The sequence below is a fragment of the Rheinheimera faecalis genome (genome assembly GCF_021290965.1).
Classification (GTDB): Bacteria; Pseudomonadota; Gammaproteobacteria; order Enterobacterales; family Alteromonadaceae; genus Pararheinheimera; species Pararheinheimera faecalis.
Map to the genome: position 1 here is coordinate 246,434 of NZ_JAJOYT010000003.1, position 16,885 is coordinate 263,318.

18 protein-coding genes and 1 tRNA gene are annotated in these 16,885 nt (G+C 47.1%); 10 read left to right on the forward strand and 9 right to left on the reverse strand.

The window, feature by feature from the left end; translation table 11 throughout:
* Positions 1-12: 12 nt before the first annotated feature.
* The 5 genes from LSG34_RS07450 to pepA all read right to left on the reverse strand — a co-directional run bounded on the left by LSG34_RS07450 (position 13) and on the right by pepA (position 7,351).
* On the reverse strand, positions 13-1,443 hold the full coding sequence (locus LSG34_RS07450; RefSeq protein ID WP_233008196.1) for a Na+/H+ antiporter NhaC family protein: 1,431 nt from the start codon (positions 1,441-1,443) through the stop codon (positions 13-15).
* A 437-nt stretch (positions 1,444-1,880) separates the two neighbouring features.
* Positions 1,881-2,282 (reverse strand): hypothetical protein, encoded by a 402-nt coding sequence (locus LSG34_RS07455; RefSeq protein WP_233008197.1) that lies wholly within the window; start codon positions 2,280-2,282, stop codon positions 1,881-1,883.
* Between the two features lie 205 nt (positions 2,283-2,487).
* Entirely contained in the window at positions 2,488-5,352 is a 2,865-nt protein-coding gene (locus LSG34_RS07460) for a valine--tRNA ligase (protein WP_233008198.1), read from the reverse strand.
* Positions 5,353-5,393: 41 nt separating this feature from the next.
* On the reverse strand, positions 5,394-5,843 hold the full coding sequence (locus LSG34_RS07465; protein WP_233008199.1) for a DNA polymerase III subunit chi: 450 nt from the start codon (positions 5,841-5,843) through the stop codon (positions 5,394-5,396).
* 2 nt (positions 5,844-5,845) lie between these two features.
* Entirely contained in the window at positions 5,846-7,351 is a 1,506-nt protein-coding gene (pepA, locus tag LSG34_RS07470) for a leucyl aminopeptidase (protein ID WP_233008200.1), read from the reverse strand.
* 203 nt (positions 7,352-7,554) lie between these two features.
* Here pepA and lptF point away from each other — a divergent pair, with 203 nt between their 5' ends.
* Both lptF and lptG read left to right on the forward strand, forming a co-directional pair.
* On the forward strand, positions 7,555-8,664 hold the full coding sequence (gene lptF, locus LSG34_RS07475) for an LPS export ABC transporter permease LptF (RefSeq protein WP_233008201.1): 1,110 nt from the start codon (positions 7,555-7,557) through the stop codon (positions 8,662-8,664).
* Positions 8,657-9,721 carry an LPS export ABC transporter permease LptG gene (gene lptG, locus LSG34_RS07480; protein ID WP_233008202.1) on the forward strand — a complete coding sequence of 355 codons (1,065 nt, stop codon included), beginning with the start codon at positions 8,657-8,659 and terminating at the stop codon, positions 9,719-9,721. The genes lptF and lptG overlap by 8 nt, the downstream gene beginning before the upstream one ends.
* A gap of 159 nt (positions 9,722-9,880) precedes the next feature.
* Here lptG and LSG34_RS07485 read toward each other — a convergent pair whose 3' ends face one another.
* Positions 9,881-10,378 carry an RDD family protein gene (locus LSG34_RS07485; RefSeq protein WP_233008203.1) on the reverse strand — a complete coding sequence of 166 codons (498 nt, stop codon included), beginning with the start codon at positions 10,376-10,378 and terminating at the stop codon, positions 9,881-9,883.
* A 173-nt stretch (positions 10,379-10,551) separates the two neighbouring features.
* Here LSG34_RS07485 and LSG34_RS07490 point away from each other — a divergent pair.
* From LSG34_RS07490 to LSG34_RS07505, 4 genes are all read left to right on the forward strand, one after another.
* A tRNA-Leu gene (locus tag LSG34_RS07490) sits at positions 10,552-10,638 on the forward strand.
* A 182-nt stretch (positions 10,639-10,820) separates the two neighbouring features.
* Positions 10,821-11,084 carry a DnaJ domain-containing protein gene (locus LSG34_RS07495; protein ID WP_233008204.1) on the forward strand — a complete coding sequence of 88 codons (264 nt, stop codon included), beginning with the start codon at positions 10,821-10,823 and terminating at the stop codon, positions 11,082-11,084.
* A gap of 242 nt (positions 11,085-11,326) precedes the next feature.
* Entirely contained in the window at positions 11,327-11,698 is a 372-nt protein-coding gene (locus tag LSG34_RS07500) for a PA2779 family protein (RefSeq protein WP_233008205.1), read from the forward strand.
* A gap of 12 nt (positions 11,699-11,710) precedes the next feature.
* Entirely contained in the window at positions 11,711-12,679 is a 969-nt protein-coding gene (locus tag LSG34_RS07505) for a PA2778 family cysteine peptidase (protein ID WP_233008206.1), read from the forward strand.
* On the opposite strand, the gene LSG34_RS07510 is transcribed toward LSG34_RS07505, so the two are convergent.
* Positions 12,680-13,345, reverse strand: coding sequence for a class I SAM-dependent methyltransferase (locus LSG34_RS07510; protein ID WP_233008207.1), 666 nt, complete (start codon positions 13,343-13,345; stop codon positions 12,680-12,682). It lies immediately after the preceding gene.
* A 150-nt stretch (positions 13,346-13,495) separates the two neighbouring features.
* Here LSG34_RS07510 and LSG34_RS07515 point away from each other — a divergent pair, with 150 nt between their 5' ends.
* A complete protein-coding gene (locus tag LSG34_RS07515; protein ID WP_233008208.1) occupies positions 13,496-13,897 on the forward strand; it encodes an Rrf2 family transcriptional regulator in 402 nt (133 codons plus the stop codon).
* 109 nt (positions 13,898-14,006) lie between these two features.
* Here LSG34_RS07515 and LSG34_RS07520 read toward each other — a convergent pair whose 3' ends face one another.
* Positions 14,007-14,399, reverse strand: a complete 393-nt coding sequence (locus tag LSG34_RS07520; RefSeq protein WP_233008209.1) for a RidA family protein — start codon at positions 14,397-14,399, stop codon at positions 14,007-14,009.
* 190 nt (positions 14,400-14,589) lie between these two features.
* Here LSG34_RS07520 and LSG34_RS07525 point away from each other — a divergent pair, with 190 nt between their 5' ends.
* The 3 genes from LSG34_RS07525 (at position 14,590) to LSG34_RS07535 (ending at position 16,125) form a co-directional block, all read left to right on the forward strand.
* The gene (locus tag LSG34_RS07525; RefSeq protein WP_233008210.1) at positions 14,590-15,177 is read left to right on the forward strand and encodes a TetR/AcrR family transcriptional regulator; all 588 of its coding nucleotides are present in this window, start codon (positions 14,590-14,592) and stop codon (positions 15,175-15,177) included.
* Positions 15,178-15,416: 239 nt separating this feature from the next.
* Positions 15,417-15,809: a hypothetical protein gene (locus tag LSG34_RS07530; protein ID WP_233008211.1), complete on the forward strand. Its 393-nt coding sequence runs from the start codon at positions 15,417-15,419 to the stop codon at positions 15,807-15,809.
* Positions 15,810-15,813: 4 nt separating this feature from the next.
* Positions 15,814-16,125 (forward strand): helix-turn-helix domain-containing protein, encoded by a 312-nt coding sequence (locus LSG34_RS07535; protein ID WP_233008212.1) that lies wholly within the window; start codon positions 15,814-15,816, stop codon positions 16,123-16,125.
* Between the two features lie 13 nt (positions 16,126-16,138).
* On the opposite strand, the gene LSG34_RS07540 is transcribed toward LSG34_RS07535, so the two are convergent.
* Entirely contained in the window at positions 16,139-16,807 is a 669-nt protein-coding gene (locus LSG34_RS07540; RefSeq protein WP_233008213.1) for an RluA family pseudouridine synthase, read from the reverse strand.
* Positions 16,808-16,885: the final 78 nt, after the last annotated feature.

Below are 16,885 nucleotides of genomic sequence, written 5' to 3' on the forward strand. Positions count from 1 at the left end.
AACTTCGAAGATTTAAGCAATCAGAATAAAACCAATAAATGCCAAAGTGGCAGCTATTAGGGTGTAAGGCAGCTGAGTTACAGCGTGCGATACCAGATTACAGCCTGAACCCTGAGCCGCTAATACAGTAGAGTCACTATAGAAACAGGCCTGACTACCAAAAGAGCTGGCTGATAACAGCGCACCTATTACCAGTGGAATATCAGCTTCTACTGCGTAAGCTAAAGGCATCACAATAGGAATAGATACTGCAAAAATCCCCCAGGACGAGCCTGTGGCAAAGGATAGAATCGCCATAGCTAAAAATACGATAGCGGGCAGCATCTGTGCTGTCATATAAGGAGTAAGGTTTTCAATCACAAACTGAGGCAGCAGTAACTTGTCGCAGACATCTTTAAACACAAAAGCTGCGATCACAGTACAGATGGCTGGCAACATGGTTTTAAAGCCATTCATCATCACTTCCATCATCTCGCCTAATGGCATCAGACGCTGGTAGCTGTAGAAGGCGATAGTCAGCACTAAAGTTACGATCAGACCTTTGAGTACATCAATATCAAAATAGATGGTAAAACCAATCAGCATTAGCATAGGCACTATAAAGTTGCGCAGTTTGCCTTGTTTATTGCTGTCTTCAAATTCTTGTTCCATCGAATGCACAGCATACTGATCACCGGCCGGAACCGTCTGACCTTGTACATGATGGTGGCTGGCGCTGGCCTCGGTACCCACATCAGGCAATACATCCAGAGGTGTACCATTCTGAGCTGCCAGTTCAGCTTTTTTCATCGGGCCTATCGCTGGCATAATTTTTAAGGTGACTAACATCACCATCAATACGGCCAGCCATGGATACAACATGTAAGGAATGGCCTGCATGTAGACTTCAACACCATTACCTACCTCTGCGACTTTGTTATCTTCCAGCAAACTGCCAAAAAAGATAGCCCAGGTTGAAATTGGAATAATGACGCAAATAGGTGCAGCTGTGGAATCCACTATATAAGCCAGCATCTGACGGGAAATTTTGTATTTATCTGTCACTCTTTTCATCGCTTCACCCACGCTTAACGCATTCAGGTAATCGTCGATAAAAATAATGCAGCCTAAAACAAAGGTCATAAACATGGAGGATTTAGGGCCTGTTGCCAGCTTAGAGGCAGAACGGCCAAAAGCCACAGCACCGCCTGTATGGATCAACAAACCAATCAAGGAGCCAAAACCACCACAGACCAGAATTAACCAGCCAATGGTTTCATCCTGCATCACGCTGGTCGAGATCTCGGCAAAGGTATTCAGCAACTCAAAAGGTTGAGTTGGAAACAGCATCAGCAAACCTGCAACTGCGCCCACAACCAGCGACAAAATCGGCCGCTTCAGCCAGATGGCAACAGCCATCACAACAACTGGTGGGATCAAACTAATGGCACTTGGTGAATCCATTAAAGGGTTCCTTCACAAAGCCTGGCAACGCCAGAAAAATAAAAGCCAACCGCAGCATGAACTGCATACGGAGTGTTTGGGGTTTTAGCTGCCAGAGCCCGGGACTGAAAGTGATTGCTTATCGTACCCTAAGTAATTGAAGTTGCAGAGCGGCGACAAGTGAACGAGACCCCATGAACATAGTTAACCTATGTGATTGGGGCGAGCGAACGCAGTCAACAAAGCTGCAGCTTTAAGTACAACGGGTATGTGCAATTTCATCAGATCAGGGTAAACAACAGAATGAATTTACACGGGTTAAATTCAGGCGCGCAATAATAACAAAAAAAATGTTTTGTACAATATTTGTGTGCAGAGGCTAACTTGGAGGGCTTTTCTGTAAGGTATTGAATCTTTTTAAAAAATCACTGCCGCAGGCTGCGGCAGTGATCAAAGAATTACTTAGCGTTGTTGATCAGCTCTAACTTAGCTAATACATCGGCATTAAAGCTTAATTGCACTGACTTTTGTGCCGCTTCCTGAGTTTTTACCAGTTCAGTTAAAGTCGGGTAGCTGGCAGATAATGCAGTCACGTCGTATAACCACAGAGTTTTACCGTCTTTTTCTGTTTTGCTGGCTGGTTCACCCAGTTTTTCAGCAATAGCAGCCTGAGTCGATTTACCTTCAGTTAAACCTAAAGCTGTACGCACTGATGTATTTAAAGCAGCATTTTTGGCGCTGTCTTTGGTGTCTTTCAGTGTGCTGCCTACGCCATCTTTAACTGCATTTAACCAGTCAGCCTGAGCCGGAACTGCAGTCACTACTAAGGCAACGAATAAGGCGCTTAACTTTAATTTCATCTTGTCTCTTCCATTTGAGAATTAATCAGGGAACCTGCTCCGGACCACAAGCCCGGGCTGGCGGCGCGGATGGTATAGCAGATCGCCCTCCAGTCCAAGTTTTTTACCAGAACTTTACATAGTTTTGCGACGACTCTGTTCGGCAGAGATAAGAAAGGCGACCCGAAGGTCGCCTTTCTCTATCAAGCCAGACTCAAACCACAGCTTAAATCGCAGCTATTTGTGCCTGCTGAGCTTTTAACTTGGTGATAGCTTCTAAAGCTTCTGCCAGTTTTTCACGCTCTTTCGCGAGTACAGCTTCAGGCGCTTTTGCCACAAAACCTTCGTTTGCCAGTTTGCTGGCCACGCGGTCATGTTCCTGCTGAGCTTTTTCCATTTGCTTGGCAATGCGGGCCAGTTCGGCTTCTTTGTCGATCAAACCCGCCATAGGGATCAGAATATCCATCTTGCCCAACAGCTGAGCGGCGCAAGCTGGTGCTGTGTCGCCATCGGCCAGTACAGTAATGGCTTCTAACTTCGCCATATTCTGCAGGAAGGCCAGATTGCTTTGTAAGCGACGGCTGTCGTCTGCTGTTAGGTTACGCACTAGTACAGACAATGGCTTGCTTGGCGCTATATCCATTTCACCCCGTACGTTACGGATAGCAACGATAAAGCTCTTCACCCATTCCAGATCGGCAGTGGCGGTTTCATTCACCAGCGCCTGATTAAATTCCGGATAGGCCTGCAGCATAATGCTGTCGCCAGGGTTCAGATCTTTACGCACCATTGGTGCCACCAACTGCCAAATTTCTTCAGTGATAAATGGCATGATTGGGTGCATTAAACGCAGCAAAGATTCCAGCACTGTCAATAAGGTATGACGGGTGCCACGTTGCTGAGCTTCGGTGCCTTTAAACAACACAGGTTTGGTCAGCTCTAAGTACCAGTCACAGAACTGGTTCCAGGTAAATTCATACAGCGTATTGGCCGCCATATCAAAACGGTAGCTGTCTAAATAACCACGGAACTGGGTGATCGTTTGCTGATACTGGCTGATGATCCAGTGATCGGCCAATGACAGTTCCATTTCACCACCAGCAAGACCACAGTCTTTCTCTTCGGTCATCATGGTGACGTAACGGCTTGCGTTCCACAGCTTGTTACAGAAGTTACGGTAACCGTCTAAACGTTTCATATCCCAGCTGATATCACGGCCTGTTGAAGCTAAAGCCGCTAAGGTGAAACGCAGCGCATCTGTACCGCTGGCTTCAATACCTTCAGGGAATTGCTTTTTGGTCTGGTTGCCAATTTTTTCGGCCAGCTGTGGCTGCATCATATTGCTGGTGCGTTTCACCAACAGGTCTTCCAGACTGATACCGTCAATCATATCCAGCGGGTCAATCACGTTGCCCTTGGATTTTGACATCTTGTCGCCGTTTTCATCACGAATAAGGCCAGTCACATAGACAGTCTTAAATGGCACCTGAGGCTTGCCATTTTCGTCTTTAACAAAATGCATCGTCATCATAATCATCCGGGCTACCCAGAAGAAAATAATGTCAAAACCAGTGACTAACACGTCGGTCGGGTGGAAGGTTTTTAACTCTTCAGTATTGTCCGGCCAACCTAAAGTAGAGAAAGTCCATAGCGCTGAGCTGAACCAGGTGTCCAGTACATCGTTGTCCTGACGTAATTTCACGTCATCCGCTAACTCGTGTTTAGCACGCACTTCAGCTTCATCACGGCCTACGTAGACTTTACCTGTTTCATCGTACCAGGCTGGAATACGGTGACCCCACCACAGCTGACGGCTGATACACCAGTCCTGAATGTCACGCATCCAGCTGTAGTACATGTTTTCGTATTGTTTAGGCACAAACTGAATGTCGCCGTTTTCCACAGCTTCAATGGCAGTTTTGGCCATAGGCGCAACACGTACATACCACTGGTCAGTTAATAAAGGCTCAATCACCACACCAGAACGGTCGCCGTATGGCAGGGTGTTATTGTGATCTTCAACTTTGTCTAACAGGCCTGCTGCATCAAAAGCAGCCACTATGGCTTTACGGGCCACATAACGATCCATACCCTGGAATTCAGCAGGAATAACAGAGTTGTGTGCCGGGTTTGCTTCGCCATTCGGGAAGAAACATTCGCCTTCGCTGCGAATAGTGGCATCCGCTGTCATCACGTTGATCATGGGTAACTGATGACGTTTACCTACTTCGTAGTCGTTAAAGTCATGGGCTGGGGTGATTTTTACGCAGCCCGTGCCTTTGTCTTTATCAGCGTGTTCGTCCGCCAGAATTGGAATACGGCGGTTCACCAGCGGCAGCAGCACTTCTTTACCAATCAGTGACTGGTAGCGCTCGTCGTCCGGGTTGACTGCCACACCTGTATCGCCCAGCATAGTTTCAGGACGGGTGGTGGCAACCACTATGTAGTTTTTGCCATCTGCCGTAGTCACACCATCAGCCAGCGGGTAACGTAAGTTCCACAGATGGCCTTTTTGTTCTTTGTTTTCTACTTCTAAATCAGAAATAGCAGTGTGCAGCTTCGGATCCCAGTTCACCAGGCGTTTGCCACGGTAAATCAGGTCGTCCTGATACAAGCGCACAAAAACTTCCTGCACTGCATTCGACAGGCCGGCGTCCATGGTGAAACGCTCTTTGTCCCAATCGACTGAGTTGCCTAAACGGCGCATTTGTTCGGTGATGGTGCCACCTGATTCGGCTTTCCATTCCCATACTTTTTCAATAAAAGCCTCGCGGCCCATGGCATGACGGTCTGGTTTGCCTTCGGCTGCCAATTTACGCTCTACTACCATTTGTGTGGCTATACCAGCGTGGTCAGTCCCTACTTGCCATAAGGTGTTTTTGCCCAGCATACGTTTGTAGCGGGTTAAGGCATCCATAATAGTTTGCTGGAACGCATGGCCCATATGCAGGCTACCGGTCACGTTTGGTGGTGGGATCATGATGCAATAAGCACCATTGCTGTTATCACCACTTGGCTTGAAATAGCCTTTGCTTTCCCATGCCTGATACATGGCTTGTTCAACTTGACTCGGGTTAAATGTCTTTTCCATCTTCGTTACCTGAAACTCTCACTAAAAACGCAGGCCGGCCATCAGAGCTGCACTGTTTGCGGGGTTAACCCCGACTGGCGATAAAATTTAAATCGTTCCCGCGCCTGAACCTTTAACTGTTCTTCGGCTGGAACAAACTCGATAATTTGTTGAAAACGCTGACTAAAAGGCGGCACTGTTGCCGACAGGTTAATTAAAACCGGCCTCGCGTTGCTTGGAGGCAGCCAGCTGATTTCTACCGGAGCGCCTCTTGCAGGGCCTTCGCCCGCCAGATTGTGTGGTACAAATCGCTCTGGATCAAAGCGCCATAATACCTCATCCAGCAGTTCGGCGTCCGCCTGATTTTGGCAGAACACAAAAACCCGCTGCCCGGCCTGATACAAATCGGCGCAAAGTTTTGCTGCTACATGAAAAAAAGCTGGCTCTGACGCCAGCTGTGATTCAGCTTCTGCTGCCTGTTCCGGCAGCAGATAAAAACTGACTTGAGGCACTGTTATCCCTCGATGTCGGTTCCGACACGGTTAATTAAAAACTGGGTCAACATAGCCACAGGGCGGCCTGTTGCACCTTTGTCTTTACCACCACTGCGCCATGCAGTGCCGGCAATATCCAAATGCGCCCAGTTGTATTTACGGGTGAAGCGCGACAGGAAACAAGCTGCGGTAATAGTACCGGCGGCACGGCCACCTAAGTTACTGAAATCCGCAAACGGGCTTTCCAGTTGATCCTGATAGTCATCCCACAAAGGTAAACGCCAGGCTCTGTCACCACTTTGATCCGAGGCATTTAAAATTTCATGCGCCAGCGGATTATGGTTACTTAATAAACCAGAAGCATGTTTACCTAAAGCAATCACACAAGCACCTGTTAAGGTCGCTACGTCAATGACGACGTCCGGGTCAAAACGCTCGACATAAGTTAAGGCATCACAGAGCACTAAACGGCCTTCAGCGTCTGTGTTTAACACTTCAACCGTTTGACCTGACATGGTGGTTAAGATATCACCAGGGCGATAAGCGCGGCCATCCGGCATGTTTTCTGCGCCAGCCAGCACAGCCACCATATTGATAGGCAAACCTAAGCTAACCACTGCATGCATAGTCCCCAGCACTGAAGCTGCGCCACACATGTCGTATTTCATTTCGTCCATCGCATCACTTGGCTTGATGCTGATACCGCCGGTATCAAAGGTTAAACCTTTGCCGACCAGTACCACAGGCGCGCTGTTATCCATAGCACCGTTATATTTAATCACCGCCATTTTGGCTTCGTTTTCCGAGCCACGGCCAACAGCCACGTACGAATGCATACCCAAAGCTGTCATCTCAGCTATGCCCAGCACTTCTACCGACACTTTGTCGTGTTGCGCTAACGCCACTGCCTGATCGGCCAGATAAGCCGGAGTACAGATGTTTGGCGGCATATTCGATACGTCTTTACAGACTTTGATACCAGCGGCTACAGCCAAACCATGTTCAACGGCTTTTTCGCCTATGGTTAAATCGCGACGGGTAGGCACGTTAAAGACAATTTTACGCAGCGGGCGACGGGTTTCGTCTTTGCGGCTTTTTAGTTTGTCGAATACATATAAGCAATCTTGGGTGGTTTCCACCGCATGACGCACTTTCCAGTAGGTGTCACGGCCTTTCACGTGCAGCTCAGATAAGAAACACACAGCTTCCATCGAGCCGGTTTCATTCAGGGTGCTGATAGTTTTGGCAATGATCTGGCGGTACTGACGTTCGTCTAATTCACGCTCTTTGCCACAGCCCACCAACAGTACACGTTCACTCAACACGTTTGGTACATGGTGTAATAACAACATCTGACCGGGTTTGCCTTCTAAATCGCCCCGGCGTAATAAATTGCTGATGTAGCCTTCGCTGATTTTATCCAGCTGTTCGGCAACCGCTGACAAGCGGCGCGGTTCATAAACGCCGACAACGATACATGCACTTCGTTGTTTTTCCGGACTACCGCTTTTTACGCTGAACTCCATGCTCACTCCTGATTCTAAGACTTCCGGCCACTATACCAAGTTAGTTCGGTGTTACAGTGGGCTTCTTTGTGATGATATTTTGTCCTGCTTTATAAAAAAGCTCGGATTTATCGCCACTTTAGTCAATAATAATTGCTGTAAATATCCAGTTTACTTAAAAATCGTCAGGGTTCCAGCAAAAAGACAGGTTTTAGGGGGCATTTTTGATTGTTTTTCGTTATCTGATTGGTGAAGTGTTTAAATCCCAATTGGCGGTCTTCCTGATCCTGATCACTATTATCATGAGCCAACGCTTTGTGAAAATTTTGGCTGACGCTTCAGATGGTGATATTCCGGGTCAGTTAGTACTGACCATTTTGTCATTAAAGCTGCCGCAACTGGCCGTGGTTATTATTCCGTTGAGTGCTTTTTTGGGTGTACTAATAGCCTATGGCCGCATTTATGCCGACAGCGAAATGACGGTGTTACACGCCACCGGCATCAGCGAATGGTATGTCACCCGCTTAACCTTAACTTTATCCGTGGTTGTGGCTTTGGCCGCAGGTTTTGTCACTTTGTATTTAAGCCCCTGGTCTATTGAACGCGAGTATCAGATTTTAGAGCAGGCCGAAGCCGACTCTGGCCTCACCAGCCTAATTCCAGGGCGATTCCAGCAAACTTCCAATGAAAAGGCTGTGGTGTTTGTGCATGAAATCAGCCGCGATGGCGGACAGCTGGAACGAGTATTTCTGGCGCAAACTCCGGCAGAAGCAGGTGGGCAAACCTCTATTGTTTATGCCGAATCAGGCAATGTAAAAGAAGATGCCAGCGGCGCCCAGATGCTGGAATTAAACAGCGGCCGTCGCTATGCAGGCGATACCAGTTCTCCGGCTTATGAAGTGGTGGAGTTTGGTAAATACCAAATTCAAATTCGTGAACAGCAGGTAGAGCAAAAACGCCGTAAGTTATCCAGTTTGCCAACCTCAGAACTGCGTAAACAAACAGGGCCAGAAGCCGCAGCGGAGTGGCACTGGCGTATCGCAATACCGCTGTCTATTCCTATTCTGATGTTAATTGCTGTGCCGCTGAGTAAAGTGAACCCACGTCAGGGCAAGTTTGGCCGCTTATTGCCAGCTTTGGCTTTGTATCTGTTGTATTACATTCTGCTGATTGCCAGCCGTTCTGCCATTGAAGACGGCAAAATTCCGGAGCAATTGGGCATGTGGTGGATCCACGCTTTGGGCTTAAGCTTTGGCATTATCTTACTGGTGAAACACCGCACTCTGGGTCAGAAGTTAAAAGCATTAATTACAGGGCGCGCTTCTCATGTTTAAGATCCTCGACCTGTATATAGGCCGCACCATATTAACCACAGTGCTGATGACAGTGACTGTGCTGATGATTTTATCCGGCATGTTCAGGTTTATCGACCAGCTGCGTTTAGTGGGGCGGGGCGACTACGATATGTTATCCGCTGGTTTGTTTACCTTATTCAGCGTGCCTGGCGACCTAATTCTGTTTTTCCCTATGGCGGCTTTAATTGGCGGTTTAGTCGGGCTTGGTATGTTGGCCAGCAACAGCGAACTGGTGGTGATGCAGGCGGCGGGTTTATCGCGGCTTAATATCATCAGTTCTGTGATGAAAACCTCCTTGCTGATGATGCTGATTGTGATGCTGGTGGCTGAATTTGGTGCGCCAGTCGCTGAAAAAACTGCCCGTGAACTGCGCACCAAAGCTATTTCGGGCGGCGATTTAATTTCAGCACGGCAAGGCGTATGGGCCAAAGATGGCGATCACTTTATTAATATTAAACAGGTAGATGACTTCGGAAACTTAACCGATTTAACCATTTATGAGTTTGATACCGACTTAAAATTACAGGCTATTGTCAGCGCCAAAACCGCAGTCTTTATCAGCAATGCCTGGCGTTTAACAGATGTGAGCCGCCTGCATTTCCGTGACGACAGAGTAGAGAAACACCAGTGGCAGGAACAGCGCTGGCGCTCGACTTTAACGCCGGATAAATTAGGTGTGGTGTCTATTAAACCTGAGTTGTTATCCCTCAAAGGTTTAACCGACTACATCGACTATCTCGACAGCAACCAGCAAGACAGCAGCAAGTTTGAACTGGCGTTCTGGCGCAAGGCGACTCAGCCTTTAACCATTATTGCTATGTTGCTGGTGGCTTTGTCTTTTATCTTTGGACCACTGCGCAGCGTCACTATGGCCGCCCGTATTCTGATGGGTATTCTGACTGGTTTTGCGTTTTATATGAGCGACCAGGTATTTGGCCCTGTTGCTTTGGTGTACCAGCTACCTCCCGTCTTTGGTGCAGTTTTACCCTCGGCCTTGTTTATTGGGCTGGCGATGTATTTATTGCAGAAGAAATAGAAAGGGGTCAGAGCCTTGGCTTTGACCCCTATATGGAGACTGGGCCTTAATCGGGATAAAACAGACCAACTCTGTGAGCTAATTCGCTCAACAAAACCTTAGCTACAGTCTCTGAATGTGTTTGATTCCGAGGGTCAGAGCCTAAGCTCTGACCCTATATTAACCCGCTTTACGATGTAAATTCAGCTCTTTGCTTTCATCTTTAGTCAGCTTCACCACTATGGTGTTGGTGAGTTGATCCTGCAGCGCCAAACCCTGATCCCAGCGTATCCACAACCAGAAGTTACCCAAGCCTAACAAAGACACCACTAAACGCAGCAGCGCTTGTTTCAGCGTCACAGGCGAGCCATCGGGTTGGATCAACAAAATACGCCAGGCACGCATGCCGAGGGTTTGACCGGCTTTCACCCAGAAGTACAGGTAAAACCATAAAAACACCAACAGCGAATACAGCTGAAACCAAATCGAATGTTTCTGAATAAAATCAGCCTGATCCTGATAAGCCGCCAGTGAAACTAAACCCAGCTTATCCAGAATAGTCACCAGCAACAACGCCAGACCCATAGCCAGCATCCAGAGCGCCGCTAAAATCAGCACGTCATAAACAATGGCAGCTAAACGGCGGAACAAACCCGCCTTTGGAGATTCGTGATACATCAGTGTGTCCTGATTTTTATAGGCTCTTAAGAATTGCGCTAAGTGTATCACGCAGCTTTGTTTTTTCGAAACTGCTGCAAAAACGCGCAACCACACCAGCAACTGAAACTTTTGCTTGCGCCGCGCCAATCGCTTTGTATAATGCAAGCGTTTACTTCTGTACGACCCTCAATGCCTGGGTGGCGAAATCGGTAGACGCAGCGGATTCAAAATCCGCCGGGGGAAACTCCGTGTCGGTTCGAGTCCGACCCTAGGCACCAAGTGTATTCTCCTATCAGTTTAATTACCTGTTCAAATCCATTTGCTTATGTTTATTTGCTTAAGTGCTGACTCAAGCTATATGTACTTCTGCTATTTCCCCCACTTAGAACGCCAACGCACAGAACGGCACTTTGCGAGGCTGTTAGGCTTGCTATAGGAATTCGTCAGATAGGATCACGCAATGGAATTCGTAGATTATTACACTGTGCTTGGCGTTGTTCCAACGACGGATGCCAAAGCTATTAAAACGGCCTATCGCAAACTTGGCCGCAAGTATCACCCTGATGTCAGTAAACTGCCGAATACCGCAGAGATATTTAGACGTGTTGCTGAAGCCTATGCTGTCTTACACAGCACTGAGAAACGAGCCAGATATGATGCATATTGTGCAGCGCGTCGCCATGGTTTTATTCGGTTAGTCCGGGCAAACGCAAGCGGGCGTTGATGCGGTCTGCGAAGCGACTTCTTATCAGGGGGTACTGATTTTTTGGTATTATTTTTGGCGAGGCCGGCTCGCGCAATATATAACGGACTGCTTTGCTGATGAGTGCTGCTTTGTGCGCTTTGTTGCGCATAGCTGACGAATGCTTTACTCTGCACCTTAGATGAATGTTAAATAGTTAGCTCTCTGAGATTTATCTAAAAACGGTTTTTTTTCATAAAAACAACAAATTAAGGATAAATAAAATGAATAAGTTTTTAAAAGCCAGCATCCTGTGCCCTATGTTAGTTCTTGGTATGAGCCAGGCTAGCGCTGCTGTGTTTAGTTCAGAGCAGGTTATCTCTAATCAACAGTTCAATTTCAATAAGCAGCAAGTATTGTCTTATGTAGACAGTGCCGAAGTGCAGAATAAACTCATTGAGCTGGGCGTAAGTCCTGCTGATGCAAAACAACGTATCGCCAATATGACTGCCGAAGAACTGAGTGCACTGAATAGTCAGATGAACGAAATGCCTGCAGGCGGTATTGTCGGTGTTGTGGTTACTGTACTGGTGGTTGTGGTTGTAACGGATTTAATGGGTCTTACTGACGTTTACCCTTTTATCAACCCAATTTAATTCGTGAGTTTGATGGTTTTACTACGACAGGCCTGCCTTTTGGCGGGCTTGTTGATTTTACTGACAGGCTGCCAAACTCCACCACAAACCAAGCAGCTACTGGCAGAGCCTCCTGCTATCGCTTCTGCACATCTTATCCCACAAGTGCCATTTTATCCGCAGCAAGAGTATTTTTGCGGCCCAACGACCTTATCTGAAGTTGCTGGTTTTTATGGACTTAAAAAAGACCCAGCCACTATAGCGCCCACTACCTTTATTTCGGGTTTGCAAGGCACTCTGCAAATTGAAATGTCGGCTGCAACACGGCAACTTGGTCTGGTTGCTTATGCGCAGCGCGGTACCATGCACCAACTATTAAGTCTGGTTGCGGAAAACATTCCAATCATAGTGCTACAAAACAACTCTCTGGCCTGGCTGCCGCAGTGGCATTATGCCGTGGTGATTGGCTACGACCTGCAACGCAAAGAAGTGATTTTGCATACCGGGGTGACTGAAGCGCACCGGCTGAACTTTTCTACCTTTGAGCGTACCTGGGCGCGTGGCAATTACTGGTTTTTAGCCATGTTACCTGCGGATAAAAGCAGTGCTCAGCTTGAACCCTTTATTTACACCAAAGCCAGTCAGGATTTACTCAGCACTCAACAGGTTAAGAGTGGTATTACAGCGCTTAAAACCGCCACAAGCCAATGGCCTGACTATTGGTTACCGTACTTTTTATTGGGTAATCATTACTTCTCAAGCCAGCCTTTAGTGGCTGCTCAGTGGTTTGAAAAAGGACTGCCTTTTGCTCAGCAGGAAATATCTTATCTGAACAATTACGCTGTGCTGCTGAGTGAACAAGGTTGCCAGGTTAAAGCAACCACACTGATTGAAGCTGCGCTAAAAATCTCTCCGAATGACAGCAATCTGCTGGATAGCCAAAAGCAAATTCGCGCAGGTACCAATAAAGCCTCCTCATTATGTGCCGCAGTTATGCGCTAATCATCCGGCATAGGCTACCCAGCCTTTAAAGCTAAATCCGGCATAAAACAAACTGATACCGGAAAAACCGGCTTGTTTTAATAAAGCCTCCTCTTCGTCGGGCGCCAAAATACTGAGTTTGGTTTTCATCGCTTCTTTTGCCACTTCAGGATTTGCAGATTGTGAATTGCCAAAAGCCAGATGTCGCGAGATCCAGAGTGTCCGCTCAGGCTCAGTTTGAGGGAAGCTATGGTGCGCGATAATCAAAGGAGCTTTAGGCTTCAGGCGTTGATGAATTTGTTTCAGTGTTTCAAGCCGGCTCTCTCGCGGAATAAAGTGAAAGGTCAGTAAACATACCGCACCGTCAAATGGGCCTTGTGGTGCGTCTTCTATATAACCCTGGTGAAAACGAACACGATCCCGATAACTGGACACTGTTTCAGCTGCCAGCTCTAACATTCCGGCAGAAGGGTCAACACCCTCAAAACTCCAGCCTGATTGGGCTTCAGCCAGAGCTTTAATTTCAAGTCCTCCTCCAGCACCCAAAACCAACAAAGAACCGTCGGCAGGCACTTGTTCTGCAAGCAGTATGGCGGTCATTCGATGTAAACTATGGTAACCGGGAACTTGCCGTGGTGGGCCTTCGAGGTAGGTGTTTTCAGGAGGTTGCACAAAGTGGTTGTTCATAGCTTTTTCCAGAATTTAAGGTAATGAAACTAAATAGCCCGGCGGACTTTAGTTTATTACTTGTGATGAATTTCAGGTATCATCAAATGATACGTGAGTTGTTATTTTTGTCAAACATGCCGATGGATGACGGAATGAAGGACGTAAATAATGAATAAAGACACACGTTTGTCTGACGTGCTGCATGTTTTATTGCATCTTGAGCATGCAAAAGAGCCTGTAACTTCAGAGGTTTTAGCGCAGAACATGGGGACTAATCCTGCTGTGTTTCGCCGCACCATGGCTGGCTTGAGAGACGGGGGATATGTAATGTCCGGCAAAGGCCATGGTGGAGGTTGGAGCTTAGCCCGCCCTCTGGATCAAATCAGTCTTTTGGATATTTATATCGCGCTTGGTCGGCCTGGCTTATTTGCTATTGGCAGCCGGTCTCAGCATCCGGAGTGTAAAATTGAGAAAAAGGTAAATAAGGCACTGGCCGATACTCTGGATCAGGCGGAAGCATTATTTATCCAACGTTTTGGAGAGGTAAAGCTGGATCAACTGCGGCCTTAGGCTCGGGCTGTTCGAACTGTAGTTTGGGTAAGAGTTTGTTTGTCTCTGATCTATAAAGTTATTAGTGGAAAAAGCACTTTAATGGCCATTAAAGTGCTTGTTCGGATCTTCAGCCAGGAATTCGGGCTATTACTTTGATCTCAAAATCAAAGCCTGATAGCCAGGTAACACCCACTGCTGTCCAGTTTGGATAAGGTGGGACACCAAAGATCTTTTGTTTTACTTTCATAATGGTGCCGAATTGATGTTGTGGATCGGTATGAAAGGTGGTGACATCGACGATATCGTCAAAACCGCAACCTGCTGCAGCCAAAGTAGCTTTAAGATTCTCAAAGGCTAACTCAACCTGAAGTTCGAAATCCGCTTCTGGGCTGCCGTCAGCATGGCTGCCGACCTGACCGGAAACGAACAACAGATCGCCTGAGCGAATTGCTGCTGAATAACCATGCTCTTCATAAAGTGCATGTCTGTTGGCGGGGAAAATAACTTCTTTTGTAGTCATGGTATAGCTCTCTTTGTAAAAGGTTTGATTGGCTGTGAAGCTACGGATATGTGCAGTAGCACAACTCAATCCGGATAGTTTTAATGGTCCTGCATGTTGAATTGGTTTAACATACGAGGCGTATGTAGAATATCTCGCATACGCTGCGTATGTCAAGTGGCATACATTGCGTATGTGAAAGGAGTATGGAATGAGCATCCGATTAACAAAGATGGCGGAAAACCGCGAGAAGCTGATTACTGCTGCGCGGCGGGCCTTTGCTGAACAAGGTTACGCTGCGGCGTCTATGGATACCTTAACTGCTGAAGCGGGGTTAACCCGGGGGGCGCTGTACCATAACTTTGGCGATAAACGTGGTTTGCTTGCTGCTGTTGTCGATCAGATTGACTCTGAAATGGCTGAATATGCGAAGTCTGTCGGCGCCAAAGCAGAGAATGCCTGGTTAGGTTTATTAGCTGAAGGCGCGGCTTATATAGAAAAGGCGCTGGACCCTGAAGTGCAGCGCATTGTATTGCTGGATGGCCCTTCGGTGCTGGGTGACCCATCACAATGGCCGAGCCAGAATAAATGTCTGCAATCGACCAGAAACACTATTGAGACGTTGATTGAAAATGGCACCGTCAAGCCGGTCGATGCTGAAGCTGCCGCTATGTTGTTAAATGGCGCTGCTTTAAATGCAGCGCTTTGGCTAGCCTCAAGTGCTAATCCTCAGGCTATGCTGCCAAAAACGCTGGAGGCATTTAATTTGCTGGCTTCAGGTTTTTTGGTGAAGGGCTGATAGAGAAAGAATATCCTTTTGTATCTTCAGAAAACGCTGCCTTTTTAGCAAGACGCTCGTCTTGATGACTCTTGGAGGGGAGATATAAGTTTTAGCTATGCTCTTCTTTTAACTTATTGATTTTTAATAAGTGTCATATTAGTGTCAGCTGACAAATGTTGGACTGTCATAGCAAAGTCGTCAGAAGTTTCGGACTGTCGTGCTGTACTGAGTCCGAACTTTATCAATGGAGAAACCTTATGAATATTCAAGCTGACCGTGCTGTCACGTTTTTTGACTTGGGTGAAGATTGCATACGTGTAGAGTCGTCTTTTCTAACCGGACAGGAGCAGGTATTTGTTAATGATCAACTGATCTCGAAAAAGCTCAGTTGGCGTTATAGCTCAACCCATGCCTTTGAGATTAAAGGGCAAGCCATAGAAATTAAGATCCGTATTGGTAGTATTTTACGTGGTCCTGTAGTGATTGAGCTTTGGGTGAATGGCGAGAAGAAAGACAGTGACGAATGGGATTTGAAACGTATTATGCAGCAGGCACGACAACCAGGGTGGAAATTTTTACTGACGATTTTTCTGTGTGGTATGGCTGGTGCTGCAGTGGGGTTCACCCTGGTCATGCTGTTCAAAGGATAATGTTATGCAACTGAACTTCTTATTGATTCGCCAGTTACGAACAGACAAAGGCTGGACCCAGCAGCACCTGGCAGACATTTGTGATCTGAGCCTGCGAACCATTCAGCGGGTGGAAGTGCAGGGCATAGCCTCGTTGGAAACCAGTAAAGCACTGGCTGCAGCCTTTGAGGTAAACCGAGAGTCACTGTTGAGTGAGGTCGGTCTTTCTGTTGCTAGCTCTGATAGCAGCAAAAAGCCTATACCCTTGTGGTTACTCTGCGCTACTTTTTTGGCCGGAGTACTTTGTGGCGCATTTTTACTTAGTTTGTCAGGTTAGTCTGCGGCTTTGCTTAAAACGGACAAGGGCACGATATCGTCATACGTTGCCCTGTTACCGGATGCTCAAACTCCAATTCTGATGCATGCAGCAAAAGGCGCGGTGCCATAGCCTGAGTTTCTGCTGTGCCATATAAATCACAGCCCAACATAGGGTGACCCAGATACTGGCTATGAATACGCAACTGATGAGTGCGGCCTGTTTCTGGTGTAAATAACAGCCTGGTGCGATCCGGCTTGGTCAGGCGTTCCAGCACCTGATAACGGCTAAGCGCTTTTTGCCCTTGTTCAAAACAAACTTTTAAACGTGGAAACAAAGCTTTGTCTTTGCTGATAGGCGCTTCGATGATGCCGCTATCTTTTTCTATATGACCAGCCACTATGCTTTGGTAGCGTTTTATTACAGTACGGGACTGAAACTGCTGGCTTAACAAGGCGTTAGTGGTTTTATCCAAGGTCAGTAGCATAATGCCTGAGGTGCCAAAGTCGAGTCGGTGTATTAAGCTGATTTGTGGATAAATTTGGGCTAAACGATAGTGCACAGAGTCCAGATTCAGCGGGTTTTTACCGGACAAACTTAACAAGCCGCTTGGTTTGTTGATCAGCAGAATATGCTCGTCCTGATACAGCGTTTCAATAGGCTGATGACAGGCAGGGGCAACAAAATTATCTATAACCGTCATCTTGGGTATCCCAACTAAATCTGGCGCAGAGTGTACTTGAAATCAAAGCTTGCTGCCTTGCTTTAACTTGGTGAAAAT